Annotated in this window: 18 protein-coding genes; 7 read left to right on the top strand and 11 right to left on the bottom strand. The window is 44.2% G+C overall.

Annotated features, from left to right (window positions below):
- The 8 genes from IEY34_RS03325 to IEY34_RS03290 all read right to left on the bottom strand — a co-directional run bounded on the left by IEY34_RS03325 (position 1) and on the right by IEY34_RS03290 (position 6,646).
- Positions 1–747, bottom strand: a complete 747-nt coding sequence (locus tag IEY34_RS03325) for a LysM peptidoglycan-binding domain-containing protein (RefSeq protein ID WP_189007571.1) — start codon at positions 745–747, stop codon at positions 1–3.
- A complete protein-coding gene (locus IEY34_RS03320) occupies positions 744–2,576 on the bottom strand; it encodes a tape measure protein (RefSeq protein ID WP_189007569.1) in 1,833 nt (610 codons plus the stop codon). Before IEY34_RS03320 ends, IEY34_RS03325 begins: the two co-directional genes overlap by 4 nt.
- Positions 2,577–2,863: 287 nt before the next feature.
- Complete coding sequence (locus tag IEY34_RS03315; RefSeq protein WP_189007566.1) at positions 2,864–3,286, bottom strand: phage tail assembly chaperone; 423 nt, start codon at positions 3,284–3,286, stop codon at positions 2,864–2,866.
- 21 nt (positions 3,287–3,307) lie between these two features.
- A complete protein-coding gene (locus IEY34_RS03310; protein WP_189007563.1) occupies positions 3,308–3,772 on the bottom strand; it encodes a phage tail tube protein in 465 nt (154 codons plus the stop codon).
- Position 3,773: 1 nt separating this feature from the next.
- The gene (locus IEY34_RS03305; RefSeq protein WP_189007560.1) at positions 3,774–5,087 is read right to left on the bottom strand and encodes a phage tail sheath family protein; all 1,314 of its coding nucleotides are present in this window, start codon (positions 5,085–5,087) and stop codon (positions 3,774–3,776) included.
- Entirely contained in the window at positions 5,088–5,276 is a 189-nt protein-coding gene (locus tag IEY34_RS03300) for a hypothetical protein (protein ID WP_189007557.1), read from the bottom strand.
- Positions 5,273–5,680 carry a phage tail terminator family protein gene (locus IEY34_RS03295; protein ID WP_373291144.1) on the bottom strand — a complete coding sequence of 136 codons (408 nt, stop codon included), beginning with the start codon at positions 5,678–5,680 and terminating at the stop codon, positions 5,273–5,275. Before IEY34_RS03295 ends, IEY34_RS03300 begins: the two co-directional genes overlap by 4 nt.
- Positions 5,681–5,908: 228 nt before the next feature.
- Complete coding sequence (locus IEY34_RS03290) at positions 5,909–6,646, bottom strand: sigma-70 family RNA polymerase sigma factor (RefSeq protein ID WP_189007551.1); 738 nt, start codon at positions 6,644–6,646, stop codon at positions 5,909–5,911.
- Between the two features lie 259 nt (positions 6,647–6,905).
- Here IEY34_RS03290 and IEY34_RS37655 point away from each other — a divergent pair, with 259 nt between their 5' ends.
- The 3 genes from IEY34_RS37655 (at position 6,906) to IEY34_RS03275 (ending at position 9,332) form a co-directional block, all read left to right on the top strand.
- Positions 6,906–7,229 carry a helix-turn-helix domain-containing protein gene (locus IEY34_RS37655; RefSeq protein WP_229757445.1) on the top strand — a complete coding sequence of 108 codons (324 nt, stop codon included), beginning with the start codon at positions 6,906–6,908 and terminating at the stop codon, positions 7,227–7,229.
- Positions 7,230–7,232: 3 nt separating this feature from the next.
- Entirely contained in the window at positions 7,233–7,700 is a 468-nt protein-coding gene (locus IEY34_RS03280) for an ImmA/IrrE family metallo-endopeptidase (protein ID WP_189007545.1), read from the top strand.
- Between the two features lie 96 nt (positions 7,701–7,796).
- Positions 7,797–9,332 carry a Ppx/GppA phosphatase family protein gene (locus IEY34_RS03275; RefSeq protein ID WP_189007542.1) on the top strand — a complete coding sequence of 512 codons (1,536 nt, stop codon included), beginning with the start codon at positions 7,797–7,799 and terminating at the stop codon, positions 9,330–9,332.
- On the opposite strand, the gene IEY34_RS03270 is transcribed toward IEY34_RS03275, so the two are convergent.
- Positions 9,298–11,388, bottom strand: coding sequence for an RNA degradosome polyphosphate kinase (locus IEY34_RS03270; RefSeq protein ID WP_189007964.1), 2,091 nt, complete (start codon positions 11,386–11,388; stop codon positions 9,298–9,300). The two genes, IEY34_RS03275 and IEY34_RS03270, sit on opposite strands and share 35 nt — an antisense overlap.
- Positions 11,389–11,614: 226 nt before the next feature.
- Between IEY34_RS03270 and ytvI the strand changes: the two genes are divergently transcribed.
- Positions 11,615–12,751: a sporulation integral membrane protein YtvI gene (gene ytvI, locus IEY34_RS03265; RefSeq protein WP_189007539.1), complete on the top strand. Its 1,137-nt coding sequence runs from the start codon at positions 11,615–11,617 to the stop codon at positions 12,749–12,751.
- Positions 12,752–12,793: 42 nt separating this feature from the next.
- Here ytvI and IEY34_RS03260 read toward each other — a convergent pair whose 3' ends face one another.
- Positions 12,794–13,189 (bottom strand): FxsA family protein, encoded by a 396-nt coding sequence (locus IEY34_RS03260; protein ID WP_189007535.1) that lies wholly within the window; start codon positions 13,187–13,189, stop codon positions 12,794–12,796.
- Positions 13,190–13,203: 14 nt separating this feature from the next.
- Positions 13,204–13,677 carry an acyl-CoA thioesterase gene (locus IEY34_RS03255; RefSeq protein ID WP_189007961.1) on the bottom strand — a complete coding sequence of 158 codons (474 nt, stop codon included), beginning with the start codon at positions 13,675–13,677 and terminating at the stop codon, positions 13,204–13,206.
- A gap of 156 nt (positions 13,678–13,833) precedes the next feature.
- Between IEY34_RS03255 and IEY34_RS03250 the strand changes: the two genes are divergently transcribed.
- Genes IEY34_RS03250 through IEY34_RS03240 form a run of 3 tightly spaced genes read left to right on the top strand, consistent with a single transcriptional unit; the run spans position 13,834 to position 17,587 of the window.
- Entirely contained in the window at positions 13,834–15,378 is a 1,545-nt protein-coding gene (locus tag IEY34_RS03250) for a spore germination protein (RefSeq protein WP_189007532.1), read from the top strand.
- Positions 15,375–16,475, top strand: coding sequence for a GerAB/ArcD/ProY family transporter (locus IEY34_RS03245; RefSeq protein WP_189007529.1), 1,101 nt, complete (start codon positions 15,375–15,377; stop codon positions 16,473–16,475). The genes IEY34_RS03250 and IEY34_RS03245 overlap by 4 nt, the downstream gene beginning before the upstream one ends.
- Positions 16,472–17,587 (top strand): Ger(x)C family spore germination protein, encoded by a 1,116-nt coding sequence (locus tag IEY34_RS03240; protein WP_189007526.1) that lies wholly within the window; start codon positions 16,472–16,474, stop codon positions 17,585–17,587. Before IEY34_RS03245 ends, IEY34_RS03240 begins: the two co-directional genes overlap by 4 nt.
- Positions 17,588–17,590 lie beyond the last annotated feature (3 nt).

Here is a 17,590-nt window from a genome sequence, read left to right as displayed (position 1 = left end):
TCAATATGGAGGAATTTTCAGCATATCGCCTTCTTTTAGCTGCTTCATTTGATTATCCGATAACTCATTTACCCTTTGAATATCACGATACCGCGTGCTATCTGGTTTCCCAGCTGCGTCAGCAAAAAACTTCATGGAGACATCGACAATCGTTTCATTTTTCTTCAATCGATAAAATTGCGCTCGAATTCGCTCATCGGGTCTTTTCGGCGCTGCCGATACTGTTGCCTGGCTGCCGTCCACAGCGGTTAATATTTCTATCTTGCGGGCTGAATAGAATACATATTCTTTCAGGGTAAGGCTATATTCAATTTCACCTGGTGAACCGGCTGCTTCTTTCCAATCAAATTTCTCGATGGAAGCTGGGAAATTAAGTTCTTTCCCTCCCTGGCTGTCCACCAATATTGGATCTAAATACCTACCCGTATAAATGAATCGAATCGGATGCCTAGTTGCCATCCATTTCTCAATTAGTCGAACATAATGCATCGGCTCAAACACGATATCCGCTTGGATAAATGGATAAATGGCTGCTGGAAAGAAACTGCTGAACGAAACCTCGCGGAGTTTCGGATTTTTAATGACATTCACTTCACCGGCTCTTGTTTCTTCTGTCCCGCCACCGCGGCCGATAAGGTCATACGTTTTACTGTTTCCACTTCCCGAAATGTCGATCGTCTCCGGATTAACGGGAATTTGGAAGCCTTCCATTTGGTTGTTAAAACTTAAATAAATGCCATAACTCATCCTGCATACACCCCCTGAGCATGGTTAGTGACTTCGACCTCTACCGCCTCAGTAATCCGGCGAATCATTTCATCTGCATCGGTCGTATCGTGGATATGAACGTCTCCAACTGCTACAGTTGGCGTCAGTGAAACGAAATTTTTGATACTATCGCGTTCCGCTACATCCCGCATAAGCATCAAGTCTTCATTGGAGATATCAACCGTGTCGTTAATCGCTCCAACCTCGTTCACTTTGCCTAACGTATTGTTGCTAAGTGGCAAGCTGTCGTTAAATCCCTTATCTTTAAGTCCACTGTCTTTAAGCCCGTTTCCTATGCTAGAAATTTTATTCATAATTCCCGCGCCTGATTTATAGCCGTAGTCGAATTCATTTTTCAGGTCTTTGAACCCCATTCTTTGCATGGAGACGACCGCTTTATCACTAACTGGTTTTTCCATCATATCCATGACATTTTTCACTGTATCGCTAACAGCGTGCATATTAGATTCATCCAACAACTCAAATCCTTTAAAATCTTTTCCAAATATGCCAGAGACTGCACTCGCGAGCCAGTTAAACCCTTCAATCGCCCCGTTAATCCCTCGCACAATAGACTTCATAAAACTCCCGGCAAAGTTCTCCGTGCTTATGATCATATTTAACATGTAATTTCCAAAATTCATTGCCAAATTGTAATACATATTTTGTACGGCATAGATTGGATCAATAAACAGATTTCTGAAAAACTCTACATAGCCGACTATAATATTGTATAAAATAGCGAATGAATTGCTAACTGACCCGACGAGCATCATAAAACATCCCGCAATGGTCCCAACAACTTGCTCTGCAGTAACCCCACTCATTAATAACACAAAAACAATGGTGCCAATTAATGCGGCAACTGCTAAAAGAGGCAAATTAAGAGCAAACCAAGCACCAGCAAGAGCATACGCAGCAGTAACTTGACCCCAGAGTGGAGGTATCATTGCCCACAGTTTTGGAATAATCAAGCCTGCGATTACGACTGCAGCTGCAGTTAGCATTCCTACAACAAATGGCCAATACGCTTGAATTAATCCAATCAGCCCACTCATTACATTCACAAATCCTCCTGCGGCAACCGCAGCAAAATTCAGTGCTATGGAAATGCCAGAAAACAATTCGCCCCCAGCTGATGAATTAAGCAAATTATTTACTTTCTCCATGACAGGACCAAACGCTTGTAAAGCATTATTTTTGAAAATGGTCATCGCATCCTCAAAGGTTTTAGGCAGCTTATCAAACCTACTATTAATATCATCGGCAGCCTTAAAAATAGCACCTTTAAGAACAGTGGAAGTAATAGTGCCTTCGGTACCCATTGTCTTCAATTGTTCTTTTGATTTGCCGACAAAATTAGCAATAGATTCAGCCAAAACGGGTGCGCTCTCCATTAAGGCTCCAAAATCTTGACCTTGCATTTTTCCAGATGCCATAATTTTTGTAATTTGTGACATTCCTGCTTGTTGGTCCTGCTTGGAACTACCACCAATTTTCAATGATTTTTGGATGAGCTCAGTAAATGAAATGGTTTCTTTATTACCGCTAAACGCCCCGCCTGCCGTCTGCCCTAATTTAGCAACAATGCCTGCCATCGTGCCATAATCGCTTCCAGAACGGTTTGCCGCTGCAAATATGGCATTTTGAAGCGCCTGTGGCGCTTGATTACCATCATTCACGAATTTCAACTTGGCTTGTATAGTTATATACTCATCGGTTAATTTAATTTCTTTCGAGGAAATAACTTTCTTAATCGTATTATTGATTTGATCAAATAGTTTGAGCGCAGATCCAACGGTCGCCATATATTCACTCCTTTCTTCTAAGAGTAGTTGCATTTCGAAAAATAGAGGCTGCTCTCTAGGTTTGTAACCTTCTGAGTCAGCCTCCTTTATCATTTATCTTTTTTTAGCCGCATCCGACTCTTTTTTCGAATACAACTGTATAGCGGCGAACACGAATGCTCGCTCGTTTAATGGAAGCCCCATAATTTCATGAGGAAGTTTTCGAAGCTTGAAAAGAGCATAATAGAGGAGAATAGCAGTGGAGTCGGGGTCACACCTTTCCCCATACTCATCGTATCCCCCCTCGATTAGTTTTTTGCTTCTTCTACCAGCTCATTAATATCCTTATCGAATCCATTAATTTCTTGAACTTTGAGGATGAGATTGGCATACTCTCCAGCTAGCAGCATTTTCCGAATTAATGTTTCAGCTCCAAGCACGCCGTACGATTTCTGCAGTTCGACATCTTTCAAGTTTGGGAAGGCAACACTAGCTACTGCCAATCTGGACAAATATTCGGTCTGATCGATTTCTGTCACTTGTTGGCCACCCTTGCCTTTGCTGCGTTTCGTTGCCGCTTTGCGAATGGTGTCATTTTCTTCTTCTGTAATCGAACGAAGAACCCAAGAAACAGGCTTCCCGTCCTTATTTTTAAAACGGTCAGAAACAACCACTTCCTCCGTCGTCTCCGTCGAAACATTTCCAGCCAAAAAAACGCTAATATCACTCATTAATTATTCCTCCTCCGGTTTTTAGTTTAGTGTAGGCTGCTTAAATTTTGTGAACATATCCCAGTCATCGAAGGTAAAGCTCACTTCTTCTTCCAATGACTCTGACTCAACGTCAAACGAGGCGATCGTGATCTCGTCTAGGTTGACGTTCCTAATAACGGTGTCTTGAATGCCAACCGATGAACTCGGATCGTCATTCACAACTTGTATATCAAAATAATTATCAATGCCATTTTTCGTGTAATTCAACATCAACTGACGAAAAGCAGAGGTAACATAATAAATGGTCATGGTGCCTGTACCGGTAAAACCATTGGCCTTGTTTTGGGTTCCAAGTTTACCCAATGTTTTAATTTCTTTTTTATTCTTTTTTATTTTGGCTTCGAATTTTTTGGCGTAGAACATTTCTTCTACTTGTCCATTAATCGTGGCATAAGCCTTAGCAGATTGTCCTGAGATCGTATCCTTTGCATGGAGAAAACCCATCTTAGCTCACCTTCACTTTCGTATAAATTTTCTCTACGGCATCTACAGGTTGAACAGCAACCTGCGAATACACGCTGTCTGACGCTTCACCTTGCACGACGGTAATATCCGTTTGAGAGTTGAAATTTTTCAAAGCACCAATCGCTTGCAAAGACTCCAAATATTTGACATATTCATTTTTGAGCAGGTTTCGACCGTCCGGGTTATTGTCTACCTTCCCAATATAGAAAGACTCAAATGTTCGTTTTAAATCATTGTTGATCGCATCCAGCACTCGAATCACGCGATTTTTGGAGAATGGCTTTCCTTTTGCAACCGTAAAACTCGTTAAGGAATTAATGTCTTGCTCAACAAGAGCTCTACCTTGATTTTGTGTAAATACGAATTCTCCGGCTTTGAGTGCCGCCTCAATTTGACTATTCGTATAGCGGGGATTAGCGTCGACGGCATCATCATATGCCTGATATGTCAATGTCTCATTTACCCGTGCCGCAGCCGTCGCTCCTGCTACCCATGCGGTAGCTGACACGGAATCTATAACTGTCGCATCAGCAAGTACAACGCCATTTTTGACACTAATGACACCTTCATAGTTAGCTGATGGATAATTCTCCAGCACCGCTTGAATTTTCCTACCCTCGCCTTCTCGCAACCGTTTCGTGAAAGCAGCGTAGACTGACTTCAGTGTCGGATCATTGCTTGGAAGCGCCACAGTCTGAAAATCGAAGACCTCGATTGCGCTCAGGTAGTCCGAATGATCGGCATTCAACACCGTTCCATCAGCACCGCTTGTGAGTGATGCACCAGCCGTTGCTGTCAACGATCCTGTTCCGCTCCATACGATCCATTCATTAGGAATGAGTCCGGCAATATCGGCAACAACCTGTTTATCTACCTCATCGGATCCTAGCAGCGTTCTGACATCAAATTTAGCAGCATCATCGACATTCGTCTGGACAATTACCTTCAATTCGTTTCCTCTCACACCGCCATACTTTGCTGTAGCCGTTAAACCGCCTGCTGTAGCAGAAGCCTTGGTACCAGCATTTAGTCGGTAAAGAAGAAGTGTACCTGCACGCTTGAGAGCTTCACGAATGAGCATAAGTTTCGGATCGGTGAGATCATAACCAAGCAATGTTTTGATATTATCAAACGCATGAATCGCTAAAACTTGTTTAACCGGCCCCCAACTCAGTTTAAGCGCCATGGTAGTAATCCCCCTGTCTCCAAGCGTGCCTAACGAAGCATTCGTAGTAAAATTGAAATAGGCCCCTGGACGAACCTTATTTTGTACCGTATATGTTCCACCCGCCATTTACTGCACCATCCCTTCTAAATATCCATTCATGATTTCCAACACTTGTTCTTCTGTATAGCCTCTTCTCTCTTCAAGCAAAGCGCTCAGAACATCTTTCTGAGTACCCGTGAATCGCTGAGAGCCTACAAATTGTTCTTTCACATACAAAGGACTACTCACATCTCTCTGCAGCTTTGTTTTGTTCATGTACGAACCTCCTCTTCTAGCTTCTGCATTTTGGGTTCCACTGACTTTTCCTTAAAAAGTGTAACCGTAAAGTTAACATAAAAATGAAGCACGCGATTTATGATTTCGTAACTCAAAGCTTTGGCACGAATCTGGCCATTAACGTTGATATACGCCAAAGCTTCATAAAGTCGCTCCCCCATACTTCGACAGTCTTCTATTTTTGAGGAACTGTTTAGATCGGGAAAATACTGGACATCATATTGTGTTGAGCGGATATATCTGCCGTTCAAACCGTTCAATTGTTCGCTTTTGATCTGCATCACCAGAAAAGCAGGTACCTGATTTCCCTCCCCTACCTGTTCGTTGTAGATCGGAATCTCTGGTTCCAGTTCAAGTAACTTTTCCCTGATTCCATTTAGCATTTCGATCACTTTACCACCTCAAATTCGTCATCCTGATTAACTACTTTCCTTAATTAAAACTTCCTGCCTGCTATCGTACTTTTTGCATGATCATCAACCTCATCTCTTAACCTAATCAATTCAGTAAATTAGATAACCCAGTTTAAAGCCATTTGGCAGGGCAACAAGAAACACGAACTAACGTTCTCATATATAAGTGGCATTCGGGGGACAAGGATGAGCTCATTTCTAGAAAAACAGGCCATTTTGCACTTCTATTGAAAACTTTTTTTGTGCCCTAGCAAGATATACTTTCACACTATCCTTCGTTACACCCAGCATTTCAGCAATATAACTTCTTGAAAATCCTTCTCCATAGGCCATCGTGTAGCAAGCCCGCTCCCTCTCCGAAAGCAATTCCATCGCAGCCTCAACCTGATCTCTTTGTGCTTCAGAGAGCTGGGGAGAACTTATCTCATTGACCCGGTCGCTAATGGCTTGCATACGCAGTGGATCGACAAGAATACTTCGCTGATAAGCCGACCTGCGTTCGATCCCTCTTTTATTCCCAGGCCTTCTCGCTGTATCCATCCACTCAATGGCAAAGTTTACATCGGATATCATGTCATTAATTATTTTTTTGGAAACCTGATTCTTCGTCCGATCCACTTTCCCCTTCGCTTCAAGCAATAGTTGATATGTCTCTCGATAAGTGGATCGAAGCTCACTTATACTGTCCAACCAAGGTCTCCCTCTGTCCTTGCCATTCAACCGTTCCATAATCTTGGTCTTCGTATCCAAAAAGCTTTGGATGAGTTCTATATCTGCTTGTTTGAAAAAGTCCGCCTCGCTCTCTCCTCCATATAACCTGCACAACATGAGAACGGCAGCTTTCGCTTGCTCCTCCGTAGGTTGATTACATTGCGTCAAAGCGAAATAATTGTTCAATGTAGCATACGCGTTAAAGCTGTTTATTTGCTGATCCATTTCTTTCCTCCTCTCAATTAATAAAACGTACGTTCGGTATTTTCGCAAACGATTACCCTTAATTCCTCCATCTCAGTAAATGCATTTGCGTTCATTATCACCGCAATTTTAAACGCTATTGCGTTCATAGTCAACATTTAAATCAAATTTTAAACGCATTTACGTATAAAACCTGTCTTTACAATGTATTTCCAATGAGTTACGATAGGAATACATACGAAGAAGCGTTTATCTGAACTCATTTTGAGAGGTGTGTCTGGTGGATAGAAAGGCTGAAATTTTGTCTGAATTGATTGATAGACGAGGCAGCAGAAGGGCATTTGCTGAGGAAATTGGCATTCCCCCAACAACACTCCAATCTATGCTCAGCCGCGGTGTTGGAAGAGCTTCCATTGATAATGTCATCAAAGTTTGCCGGGCATTGGATATTACCGTTGAAGAGCTAGTCGTTATGGCTGATATACAGGAGCCAGAAACGATTGCTGCCCATCATGAAGGGGATAATTGGACAGAAGAAGAGTTGGAGGAGCTTGAAAGGTTTAAGGCCTTTGTACGCTCCAAACGCCAACTTCAAGGAGATTAGCTTATGCTTTACGATAAGCTGCTCAAAGAAGCAGCTGCTTTATCCATTGATGTATCGGAGCGAAATTTATTGCCAACTACTCACGGACTTTATGCAGACAATACCATTTGGATCAACAAGCGCTTATCCACCCGTGTAGAGAAGAGCTGTATCCTCGCTGAAGAATTAGGACATCACCATACCAGTGCTGGAGATATCACCGATCAGTCGGACGTCCGCAACAGAAAGCAGGAGCTTCTTGCCAGACAATGGGCACACCATAAGATGATTCCATTGGAGCGTCTTGTTGACGCGCATAATGCCCAAGTTAAGGGACGTTATGAAATGGCCGAATTCCTTGGTGTAACGGAAGAATTCCTGCAAGCTGCCATTGATCGCTATTTGGAGAAATATGGCTTGTACATCATTTTAAATGAGCAGTACGCCATCAAATTAGAGCCGTTAGGCGTGGTCGAAATTTTCCAAGCTTGAATACAACCACACAACTAAAAGTTTGTCGAGAAGCACACAGATTGATACAATGTAGGCAAAGAACCAGTGATTTTTCTCTGACAAAGGAGCAAATACATGAGCAGCGGCACAAGTATCGGCATCATTGATATCGGATCGAACTCGATTCGGCTCGTCATTTACGAAATTAATGCCCAAGGGGCCTACCGTGTTGTGAGCGAGCACAAAGATTCAGCAAGACTAAGTGAGCGCATCGGATACGATGGCATTTTACATAGCAAAGATATTATTTCCATCGTTCCTATTCTTTCTCACTACGCGCTGTTGTGTAGGGTGCATGAAGTGCAAACCATTCGTGCCGTGGCGACGGCAGCTATCCGCAATGCAGCGAATTCAGCCGAAATCGTCCGGATACTCGAAGAACAGACAGGCCTTCATATTGAGGTGCTGAGCGGAACAGAGGAAGCAAGATTTGGCTATCTGGGAGTCATCAATTCCATCGATATTCAGGATGGTTTCATCATTGACATTGGCGGTGGAAGTACGGAGGTCACTCTATTCCGTGATCGCAAGCTCAAACACAGCGTGTCCTTCCCATTCGGGGCTGTAAATACGACGCGTCAATTTATGAAAAATGACAACTTAATCGTACAAGAAATGGCCGATATTCGCCGGATGGTGGAGGAGGCAATCTCGGAGCATCCTTGGCTCAAAGGTTCGCCGAATCTGCCAATGATTGGTTTGGGTGGAACCATTCGAACGCTGGGCAAAATGAGTCAAAAGCGCAACAAATATTCACTTCAACTCGCTCATAACTACGTATTGAAGTCAGGCGAACTCCCAGCCTTCCTTGCGTTATTATCCTCATTGCCTTTAGATAAAAGAAAGAAGATAGACGGACTCTCCAAGGAACGAGTTGATATTATGGTGCCTGGTCTGATGATTATGGCTACCATTTTTGAAGCCACCCAGGCATCTGCCTGCATTATCAGCGGTTCCGGCCTTCGCGATGGCCTTTTTCACGAAACGTTTGATCCACAGCATCCAATCAAGCATCATGTACTGGAGGCCAGCATCGACAATTTGCTTGCGCTCCATCCCAATGCGGCTGAGAAGCATGTCAGGCACGTTGATCGCATGGCTATGCAGTTGTATCAGAAGCTTGCAGACAAAGCTGAGTTAGGCGAACGGTCCCAACGCTATCTACATGCGGCAGCACTTCTCCACCGGATCGGTGCCAGTATTCATTACTATCAATATCTTAAACATACACAGTATATGATGGCTAACGCTCATATCGACGGTCTCAGCCACCGTGAGATTGTGATTTGCTCCTTCATTGCGACGTACAAAACAAAAAGCCGGATCCATCAGCAAGCCCTTGCGCACAAGGACCTTCTGACGGAAACCGACGAGGCGTTAATCATTAAGTTAGGTACACTTCTCAAATTAGCAATCGCTTTGGATTACAGTGAAACTCAGCCGGTCCAAGAACTTCAGCTCACGAAAAGTGAAACGGCTCTAACCCTAAAGTTGATGTGCATTCACAATCCAATCTTGGAGTTAAAGGAACTCGCTGTGGTTAGCAAAGAATTCGAGAAAGCTTGGGGCTTGAAGCTTAAAACTCAAGCCGGAGTTTTTTCCAAGACGTAATCTTCAATGCCTCGAACTGGCTCCGATAAGGGGTCAGTTCATTTTTTATGCGGCTGTACATCCCGTTAGGCATGAGTTCCCGCGCTTTGACGTTATCGTTAAGACTGACGTTCAGAATTTGAATCATCATTTTCTTCATTTCGTGATCGAGTACAGGACACATCAACTCAATTCGACGAGTCAAATTACGAGTCATCCAATCGGCTGATGATAAGTAAACATCGACCAAACCGCCATTTTCGAAATAATAAATCCGTGAATGTTCCAAGAATCGGTCTACAATACTCCGTACCGTGATATTCTCACTTAGACCCACTACACCAGGCCGTAGACAGCATACGCCGCGGATAATCAAATCGATCTTCACGCCTGCTTGCGAGGCTTCATATAACGCATCCACCATCTCCTGATTGGATAAGGAGTTCATCTTGGCGATAATACGCGCTGGTCTGCCTGCTCTAGCGTGCTCGGTTTCCCGCTTGATCAGCTCGAAAAGCTTATCTTTGAGATCAGTTGGCGCCACGGCGAAAGACTGCCAATCATGCGGCGCCGAGTAGCCTGTAATTTCATTGAAGAGTGCTGAGGCATCTTCCCCAATTACGCTGTTTGAGGTAAATAAGCCAACGTCTGTATACAAACGTGCTGTGCTATCGTTGTAGTTGCCAGTTCCCACATGTACATATCGGCGAAGTGTGTGCTCTTCCTGGCGCACAACAAGCGTTATCTTGGCGTGTGTTTTGAGACCAACAAGGCCATATACAACATGACAGCCTGATTTCTCCAGCATCCGCGCCCACGCGATATTGCGCTCCTCATCGAAACGGGCTTTAAGCTCAACAACTACCGTAACCTGCTTACCGGATTCCGCGGCTCTTGCGAGCGATTGAATAATCGGGGAGTTGCCGCTTGCCCGGTACAACGTCATTTTGATCGCGAGCACGTGTGGATCATAGGCGGCATGAACGATGAAATCGGTCACGGCATCGAAGGTTTCATACGGATGATGCACGAGCACATCCTTGTTTTTGAGCACGTCGAAGAAATCCACCGTATCCTCGAACTCAACCGGATATTTGGCATTAACGCGCGGATATCGCAGATTCTCAAATCCATTCAGCGTGCCCGCCAGCTTCATCAAATAGGTGATATCGAGCGGCCCGTCGATTTCGAATATCTGCTCTTCAATTTCAAATTCATCCTGAAGCTGAGCAAGCGCATAGGGATGAATCCCTTCTTGCACTTCGAGCCTCACGGGAGCGCCCCAGCGCCTGCGTCTAAGCTCTTTCTCAATTTCCTCCAGCAGATCCTCGGCCCCTTCTTCATTCAGCGTTAGATCTGCATTGCGAGTCACTCGGAATCCATGGACCGAAATCGGAATATAGCCGCTGAATAAGGACTGGATATGATGCTCCATTAATTCTTCCAACAAAATAAATTCTTGTTTTTTGCTATTCGTTCTTGTGGGTACAGAGATGTATCGGGATAAGTTGCTTGGCACTTGAACGATGGCAAAATAAGGTTCATCATCCAGATCATCGCCTTCTCGCACCAACAAGACAGCCAAATAGACAGAATGATTATGAACGAGTGGGAATGGACGACTTTGATCGACGGCCATCGGCGTTAGAACGGGAAAAATAATATCATGATAATACGCATCCATGGCTTTCTTCTGGTTCGTATTCAAGTCTTCATATTCCGTAAACACAATACCTTCTTTGGTTAACAGCCTTGTAACTTCCCGATACGTTTTGTACTGTTCCGTCACCATTTTGGCCGTACGCTTCATAATACGCTTGATGAGTCCAGCAGGGGTATAACCTGTGAAGTCTTTCTTGGTGTAGCCCGCCTTAATTTGATCCTTGAGCCCAGCCACGCGAACACTCATGAATTCATCGAGATTGCTAGATACGATAGCCAGAAATTTCATACGTTCAAGCAGTGGAGTACTCGCATCCTGCGCTTCCTCCAGAACACGCCAATTGAACTCGATCCAGCTTAAATCACGGTTCAAGTACTTGGTCGAAATCTCTTTGACTTCTTTGATCTCTTTCATCTCTTTAAGTTCTTTCAGATCAGGTTCTCCTGCAATACTCATAAAGCCTCCAAAGTGTATAATCTATTTTGCAATAGTAATATCTACATTGTACTATGTGTCATGTGCACCGACAATGCACAACCCCTACATCTATTATATTAAGATTTTGTAAATGAATGTTCGTTTCCGTATTTATCCAACTTCATGTTACAATATAAACACTTCAACCAAGGAGAGAAAAACCATGAGAATCCTGAATCCACGCTTAGTCCATCAGATTTTCAGGGGCATGTGGGTGGCGCTTATCATCTTGCTGATCGGCTTTGCTTTCTATTTTGTAATTCCACTCATTTACCCCTTTATTTTTGGCTGGGTGCTGGCGCTTATGCTGAATCCTGTGGTTAATTTTTTCCAGTTCCAATTGAAATTTCCACGGTGGCTGGCTGTCTCCCTTTCCATGCTGTTATTTATAAGCGCTATGATAGCTGCGATCACGTTATTAGTTGCCAATATTGTGGTGGAATTAGGCTCTCTTGCGGATACTTTGCAACTGCAAATTAACCGTTGGGTCGAACAATTCAACGTCTTCATTAATTCAACAACTTTCCAAGAGTGGATTGAACGAATCAATGATTTTTTTGAAAATAACCCCAAATACCAAGAAACCGTCAACAGCAATCTGTCTTCAACCGCAGGTTCGATAGCCGACATTAGCAAATTTGTCATCAGCTATGTCTTTGACGCTTTAAGAAGGTTCCTTACGTCCTTGCCGAACATCGCAACCATTACGATTATTGTGATGTTGGCTACATTTTTCATCAGTAAAGACTGGTACCAACTGATTAAACGTTACAAAGGGATTTTCTCCGAAATGATCGTGAAAACAACACAATTGATTCGCACCGATCTGCAGAAAGCTTTGTTCGGCTATTTGCGCGCCCAGTTGATTCTGGTTTCGTTAACAGCGCTAGTTGTCATTATCGGATTGCTGGTTTTACGCGTAGATTATGCCATTACGATTGGTTTACTAACGGGTTTAGCCGATCTCATGCCTTACTTGGGAACTGGCGCTGTCATGGTCCCATGGATCCTATATGTATTTTTCGCACAAGGCGATATTTATTTAGGAATTGGGCTTAGTGTATTATATGGAGCCATCGTGATTGCCAGACAGATCATGGAACCCAAGGTACTTGCCTCCTCCGTCGGCTTAGATCCGCTTGCTACGTTGATTGCGATGTTCGTCGGACTCAAACTTTTCGGACTGTTGGGGCTCATCATCGGACCTGTGTCGCTCATTCTGATTTCCGCCTTTTATCGCGCACGCATCTTTCATGATATCGCGGCATACATACATAAAGGCTCGATTCCTCCTGAGTAGGGGGCATCGAGCCTTTTTTGCAGTCCATTCAGAATTTCTGAATTATCTGCGATTTATTAAGCTGATACGGCCTCTGCTGATTTGCTTTTGAATCAAAGCAAGGAGCAGAACTTTGAATATCGGTCTTGTGTATGGAAAAACGAGTAGAAATCCAAAAATATCAGTTATAAACCCTGGGGTAATCAATAAAATACCGCCTAAGAAAATACAAATGCCATCCAATAAATGCTGTGCAGGCAATTGCCCTTGCGACCATTCAAACTTGGCATACGCCAGAACTTTACGCCCTTCCCGTTTGGCAAAATAGACACCCAAGAAGCCGCTTAACAAGATCAGCGCAAAGGTCATCCAGCCGCCGATATAATGCCCCAGAGTGAATAACAGTGTGATTTCTATAGCGGGTACAAGAATTAATATGGCAATGATGATTCGAAACATACGTTCAGCCCCTTTTAAGTATACTCGGTTAGCAGCTGCCACAATTCCGGCGCTTCCTTCTCTATACGTATTGGCTTCCAAGAAGGATTCACCCAAACATGTTTGGTTGTACCGATGACAAGTAATTCACCCTCAGGTTCTGTTGTAAAATCGGATGAATTCGGTAATCCCGAAGATAAGGCTTCTGGCAATTTGCGGACTTCATAAGCAAAATGAAGCCTTACACTGCTCATCTCAACCACCCGTGTATAGATGCACACCAGATCATCATAACGGGCTGGCTTCTTGAACTTGCTCTCCGCTTCAACAACAGGCAGCAAAAGCCCCTTATCTTCAATTCGGCGGTACGAATACCCCAACCCTCTGATGAACTCCGTTCGTCCAATCTCAAACCATGTCAAATAGTTGGCATGATAGACCACACCCATTTGATCCGTTTCCTCATATCGCACACGAAGCTGGTGCCGATGCCAGCGCTCCTGAGTCATGTTCATGCACATCTCCTAGTGACAAGTGGTATAAGAGCTATTATACCACATATCAAACCTTCTCTCCGTTCCGTTTAGATCATGAATGAGCAGAATAATTTTACCAATTTAGAACAACATATACAAAAAACACCGCACAGAACGGAGTTATCCACTATGCGATACTCGAGTTGGTTTTTCAGGAAAAAGTACCGTACACTTCCTCAAGCAAAAGCTCAAAAACAAGCTCATAACGACTTCATAGACGCATCTTTAGCCCAGAACTTGATCGTTTTGCGAAGTATATTCACGCATACACCCGATCTCATTGTTCGAGAATTTACAATTAAACATACGGGGGAGCCAGCTGCTTTAGTCTATCTGATGGGGCTGGTGGATAAGAGTTCTATCAACAACAATGTATTGAAGCCGCTGCAATTCGATACGGATATTACCGACACGGATGGCAGTTTCCGCCTATCAATCGGCCAAATTCTCAGATTGAATACATGGCCGCATGTTGAAAATGCGATCCTCCAAGGCCGCAGCCTGCTTTTCGTCAATGGACGGCTTGAGACCTTTGCCTTAGATACGCAGGGATGGCCCCAGCGGGCAATCGAAGATCCAGCAATTGAAGCTTCTTTAAAAGGCGCACATCAGGGCTTCGTAGAAACAGGTACCCAGAATATCGCTTTAATCAGACGTTATATTTCCAATAGAGAGCTGAAAATGAAGGAATTAACGGTGGGACTCCGAGCAAATTCAGCTGTTTCGCTCCTTTACCTTGCAGATGTTGCGAACCCAGAAGTGCTGCAGGAATTCGAAGACCGGATTGCAAGGCTGAACGTTGACACGGTGATCAATACAGGGGAATTAGCCGAATATATCGAGGATAATCCTTACTCTCCTTTCCCGCAATTTATTTTGACAGAACGACCCGATGCGGCTGCTTCACAAATTTTGCAAGGAAGAATCGTCGCCGTGCTGGATCGTTCCCCTAGCGTGCTCGTTGGGCCTGTTACTTTCACTTCCTTCTTCCAGAGTGTAGACGATTACAGCACACGTTGGTCGATCGCAACCTTTATACGCCTTCTGCGTGTGTTCGCTTTTTTCATTGCAACCTTTTTACCCGCATTCTATATTGCCGTTATCTCCTATCACTTCGAGATTATCCCGATTAAGCTGCTGCTTACGATCGGCGAGTTCAGAGGGCGTGTACCGTTTCCTCCCTTTGTAGAGGCGGTGATTATGGAAATAACCCTTGAAATGATGCGTGAAGCAGGCGTGCGTTTGCCTGCCCCGGTTGGTCAAACCGTTGGTATTGTTGGCGGTATTGTTATTGGACAAGCCATTGTGCAAGCTGGACTCATCAATAACATTATGGTGATTGTCGTTGCGTTTACCGCTATCGCTTCTTTCATCTTGCCCAACTACGATATGGTTGCAGCGATCCGTCTCATCCGTTTTGCCATGATGATTGCGGCTGCCATGTTTGGATTTGTCGGCATCATTATTGGCATGATGACCATGATTGGTCATTTGATTTCGCTGGAATCACTTGGTACACCCTATACGACTCCTTTCGCCCCGATGCGTTTCGCTGATTGGAAGGATACCTTCATTCGGATGCCCGTGTGGAAAATGCGCAAGCGGCCTCTATCCGCAAGACCCATTCAATCCACTAGACAAGGAGATAATCATCCAGAAGGGGATGGCAAATGAGTGTATCTGTTAGCAGCAAAATAACAAGTTTACAATACATTCTCATGAATTCAGGCTTGCAGGTGAGTGTCTTCTTTCTCGCACTGCCGCGAATATTAGCCGAACAGGCTGGCACTGACGGGTGGATTTCACTCCTCATTGGATGGATGATCACGGTGGCTGCAAGCCTGATCGTCGTCAAAATCATGGCCAAATACCCAGAGGGGACCCTGCTCGATCTCTTAACACACTATGGAGGCAAGTGGGCCGGACGAACGGCTGCTGTATGCCTACTCCTATATCTCTTTTACTTTGGGTATAGCTGTCTCGTACAAACCGCTATGATTACGAAAGAGTGGCTTCTCCCCCAAACATCTGCCTATATGATTATCCTGCTGCTGCTGATCCCAACCTATATCGTAGCCATCTCAGGAATTCGCATTATTGGCAGATATGCGGAGATTGTTACCCTCGTATCGTTATGGATTCCGCTCGTCTATTTACTTCCACTGAAAGAATCTCACTGGCTTCACTTGCTTCCTATCGCAGGTGAAGGTTGGCAGCCCATAGGCGCTGGTGTCCCCTATTCGCTTTATTGCTTTTTGGGCTTCGTATCCACATTTATTTTTTATCCTTTTTTACAAAATAAATCACAAGCTTCCATGGCTATAACTGTCTCCAATTCCTTGACGCTGCTCGCTCATCTGTTCGTAACCATAGTCTGCTATGTGTATTTTAGTCCTGACGAAATCCGGGAATACAATGAACCCGCCATCAACGTTCTAAAAATTATTGAGTTCAAATTTATCGAAAGGATCGAGGTAATCTTTATCGCTTTCTATCTGTTAGTCTTCTCCTTGGGCTGGATTCCCGCCTTGTACATCTGCGCCTATTGTACCAATTGGTTGAGAAATACGCAGGCCGAACGCAATCACGTCCGTTTCTTTTGTGTTTTACTGGCCATCGGTTCATTCTTCTTCATCCCGAATTTCCATCAAAATGAAAGGATCGAGCAAATCTTTCTTAGGCTCGGAATCCTTATTGAATATATCCTTCCTATCTTCCTGCTCATTTACATTTCGGTACACGACCGGTACTCGGGGAGGAAAAGGGTATGAGCAAACGTTGGCTCCATGTCTTCATTGCCATCTCCGTCTTGCTGATTTCAGGGTGCAACGATCGACTGGATCTCGAAGATGCTGCCTTCCCCCTTCTGGGAGGCTATGATCTCGACGAGAAGAATAATTTACTAACTTATGTGACCGTCCCCGAGTTTAGTAAGAGTGCCAGGAAGAAAACGCAGGAGCTAGGCGTCAGCGCGAAGACGCTCCAACAGGCAAGACAACAATCAGATGCTTATTGGCCCGCCGTTTTTCAAGGTCGCAAGATGCTCGTGATCCTTGTGAGCAAACGCCTTTTGGAACATGTTGACTGGTTCAGAATCCTTGATGTTTTCTCACGAGACGCGAAGAACCCCTTAACCTGCCGAATGATTATGTACGACGGACCACTGTCCGAGGTCATTTTTTTGAATCAACAGGATCAGCCTTTCCTTCCTTTGCTGCTCCGCGGCATGGTAGATACGAAGAGCGGAAGATCCGAAACGGTAAAAACAACCTTTCAAGATATGCATCGACTGCGATTTGAAAAAGGTAAAACGCCTTATATAGCTGAAATCCGCTTGGAAAATGAAATTAAACTAAGTGGGACTGCCTTATTGGATCATCAGGGAAAATATGCCGATTCTCTGGATGCACAAGAGACGATCCTCATGCAAATCTTGCAAAACCAAGCTAAACATGCCGTCAGCGTTACACTCGCTATACCGGGACAGGCCAAACGAGGCCCTCTAAATACTGACAAGCTAAGTTTCAGTACAAACAAAACAAAAACCCATATTAAAACAGCTTTTCATGACGGTCATTTCCAATTCGATCTAGCTGTCCACCTGTCTATTGCTTTGACCGAACGACTATTCCCTTACGATATGCAGCATAAATCCGCCGTGTTAGAAAAGGCCATTGCCGAGCAACTTAAGAAACAGTTCGAGAGCCTGATCAGTAAAATCCAATCCCATCAAATCGATCCGATCGGATTAGGCATTCATGCGCAAGCTTTCACTTATAAGCCTTATAAGAAAGTGGAAGATCAGTGGGGAAAAGCGCTGTCGGAAGCAAACATCCACTTGTCCGTCATAGTGACGATGGAGGGAGTGGGAACGATCAAGTGAAAA

This window comes from Paenibacillus marchantiophytorum, from assembly GCF_014640555.1.
GTDB classification, from domain to species: domain Bacteria; phylum Bacillota; class Bacilli; order Paenibacillales; family NBRC-103111; genus Paenibacillus_E; species Paenibacillus_E marchantiophytorum.
The sequence above is the reverse complement of the archived record's forward strand: the minus strand, read 5'-3'. Positions and strand labels throughout refer to the sequence as shown.

What these genes read in the sequence shown, in the direction of transcription:
- IEY34_RS03315 (WP_189007566.1), bottom strand. Translation starts at nt 3,286, where the DNA reads ATGAGTGATATTAGCGTTTTTTTGGCTGGAAATGTTTCGACGGAGACG.
- IEY34_RS03320 (WP_189007569.1), bottom strand. Translation starts at nt 2,576, where the DNA reads ATGGCGACCGTTGGATCTGCGCTCAAACTATTTGATCAAATCAATAAT.
- IEY34_RS03295 (WP_373291144.1), bottom strand. Translation starts at nt 5,680, where the DNA reads ATGCTAAATGGAATCAGGGAAAAGTTACTTGAACTGGAACCAGAGATT.
- IEY34_RS03310 (WP_189007563.1), bottom strand. Translation starts at nt 3,772, where the DNA reads ATGGGTTTTCTCCATGCAAAGGATACGATCTCAGGACAATCTGCTAAG.
- IEY34_RS03275 (WP_189007542.1), top strand. Translation starts at nt 7,797, where the DNA reads ATGAGCAGCGGCACAAGTATCGGCATCATTGATATCGGATCGAACTCG.
- ytvI (WP_189007539.1), top strand. Translation starts at nt 11,615, where the DNA reads ATGAGAATCCTGAATCCACGCTTAGTCCATCAGATTTTCAGGGGCATG.
- IEY34_RS03240 (WP_189007526.1), top strand. Translation starts at nt 16,472, where the DNA reads ATGAGCAAACGTTGGCTCCATGTCTTCATTGCCATCTCCGTCTTGCTG.
- IEY34_RS03325 (WP_189007571.1), bottom strand. Translation starts at nt 747, where the DNA reads ATGAGTTATGGCATTTATTTAAGTTTTAACAACCAAATGGAAGGCTTC.
- IEY34_RS03255 (WP_189007961.1), bottom strand. Translation starts at nt 13,677, where the DNA reads ATGACTCAGGAGCGCTGGCATCGGCACCAGCTTCGTGTGCGATATGAG.
- IEY34_RS03260 (WP_189007535.1), bottom strand. Translation starts at nt 13,189, where the DNA reads ATGTTTCGAATCATCATTGCCATATTAATTCTTGTACCCGCTATAGAA.
- IEY34_RS03300 (WP_189007557.1), bottom strand. Translation starts at nt 5,276, where the DNA reads ATGAACAAAACAAAGCTGCAGAGAGATGTGAGTAGTCCTTTGTATGTG.
- IEY34_RS03305 (WP_189007560.1), bottom strand. Translation starts at nt 5,087, where the DNA reads ATGGCGGGTGGAACATATACGGTACAAAATAAGGTTCGTCCAGGGGCC.
- IEY34_RS03290 (WP_189007551.1), bottom strand. Translation starts at nt 6,646, where the DNA reads ATGGATCAGCAAATAAACAGCTTTAACGCGTATGCTACATTGAACAAT.
- IEY34_RS03250 (WP_189007532.1), top strand. Translation starts at nt 13,834, where the DNA reads ATGCGATACTCGAGTTGGTTTTTCAGGAAAAAGTACCGTACACTTCCT.
- IEY34_RS03245 (WP_189007529.1), top strand. Translation starts at nt 15,375, where the DNA reads ATGAGTGTATCTGTTAGCAGCAAAATAACAAGTTTACAATACATTCTC.
- IEY34_RS03280 (WP_189007545.1), top strand. Translation starts at nt 7,233, where the DNA reads ATGCTTTACGATAAGCTGCTCAAAGAAGCAGCTGCTTTATCCATTGAT.
- IEY34_RS03270 (WP_189007964.1), bottom strand. Translation starts at nt 11,388, where the DNA reads ATGAAAGAGATCAAAGAAGTCAAAGAGATTTCGACCAAGTACTTGAAC.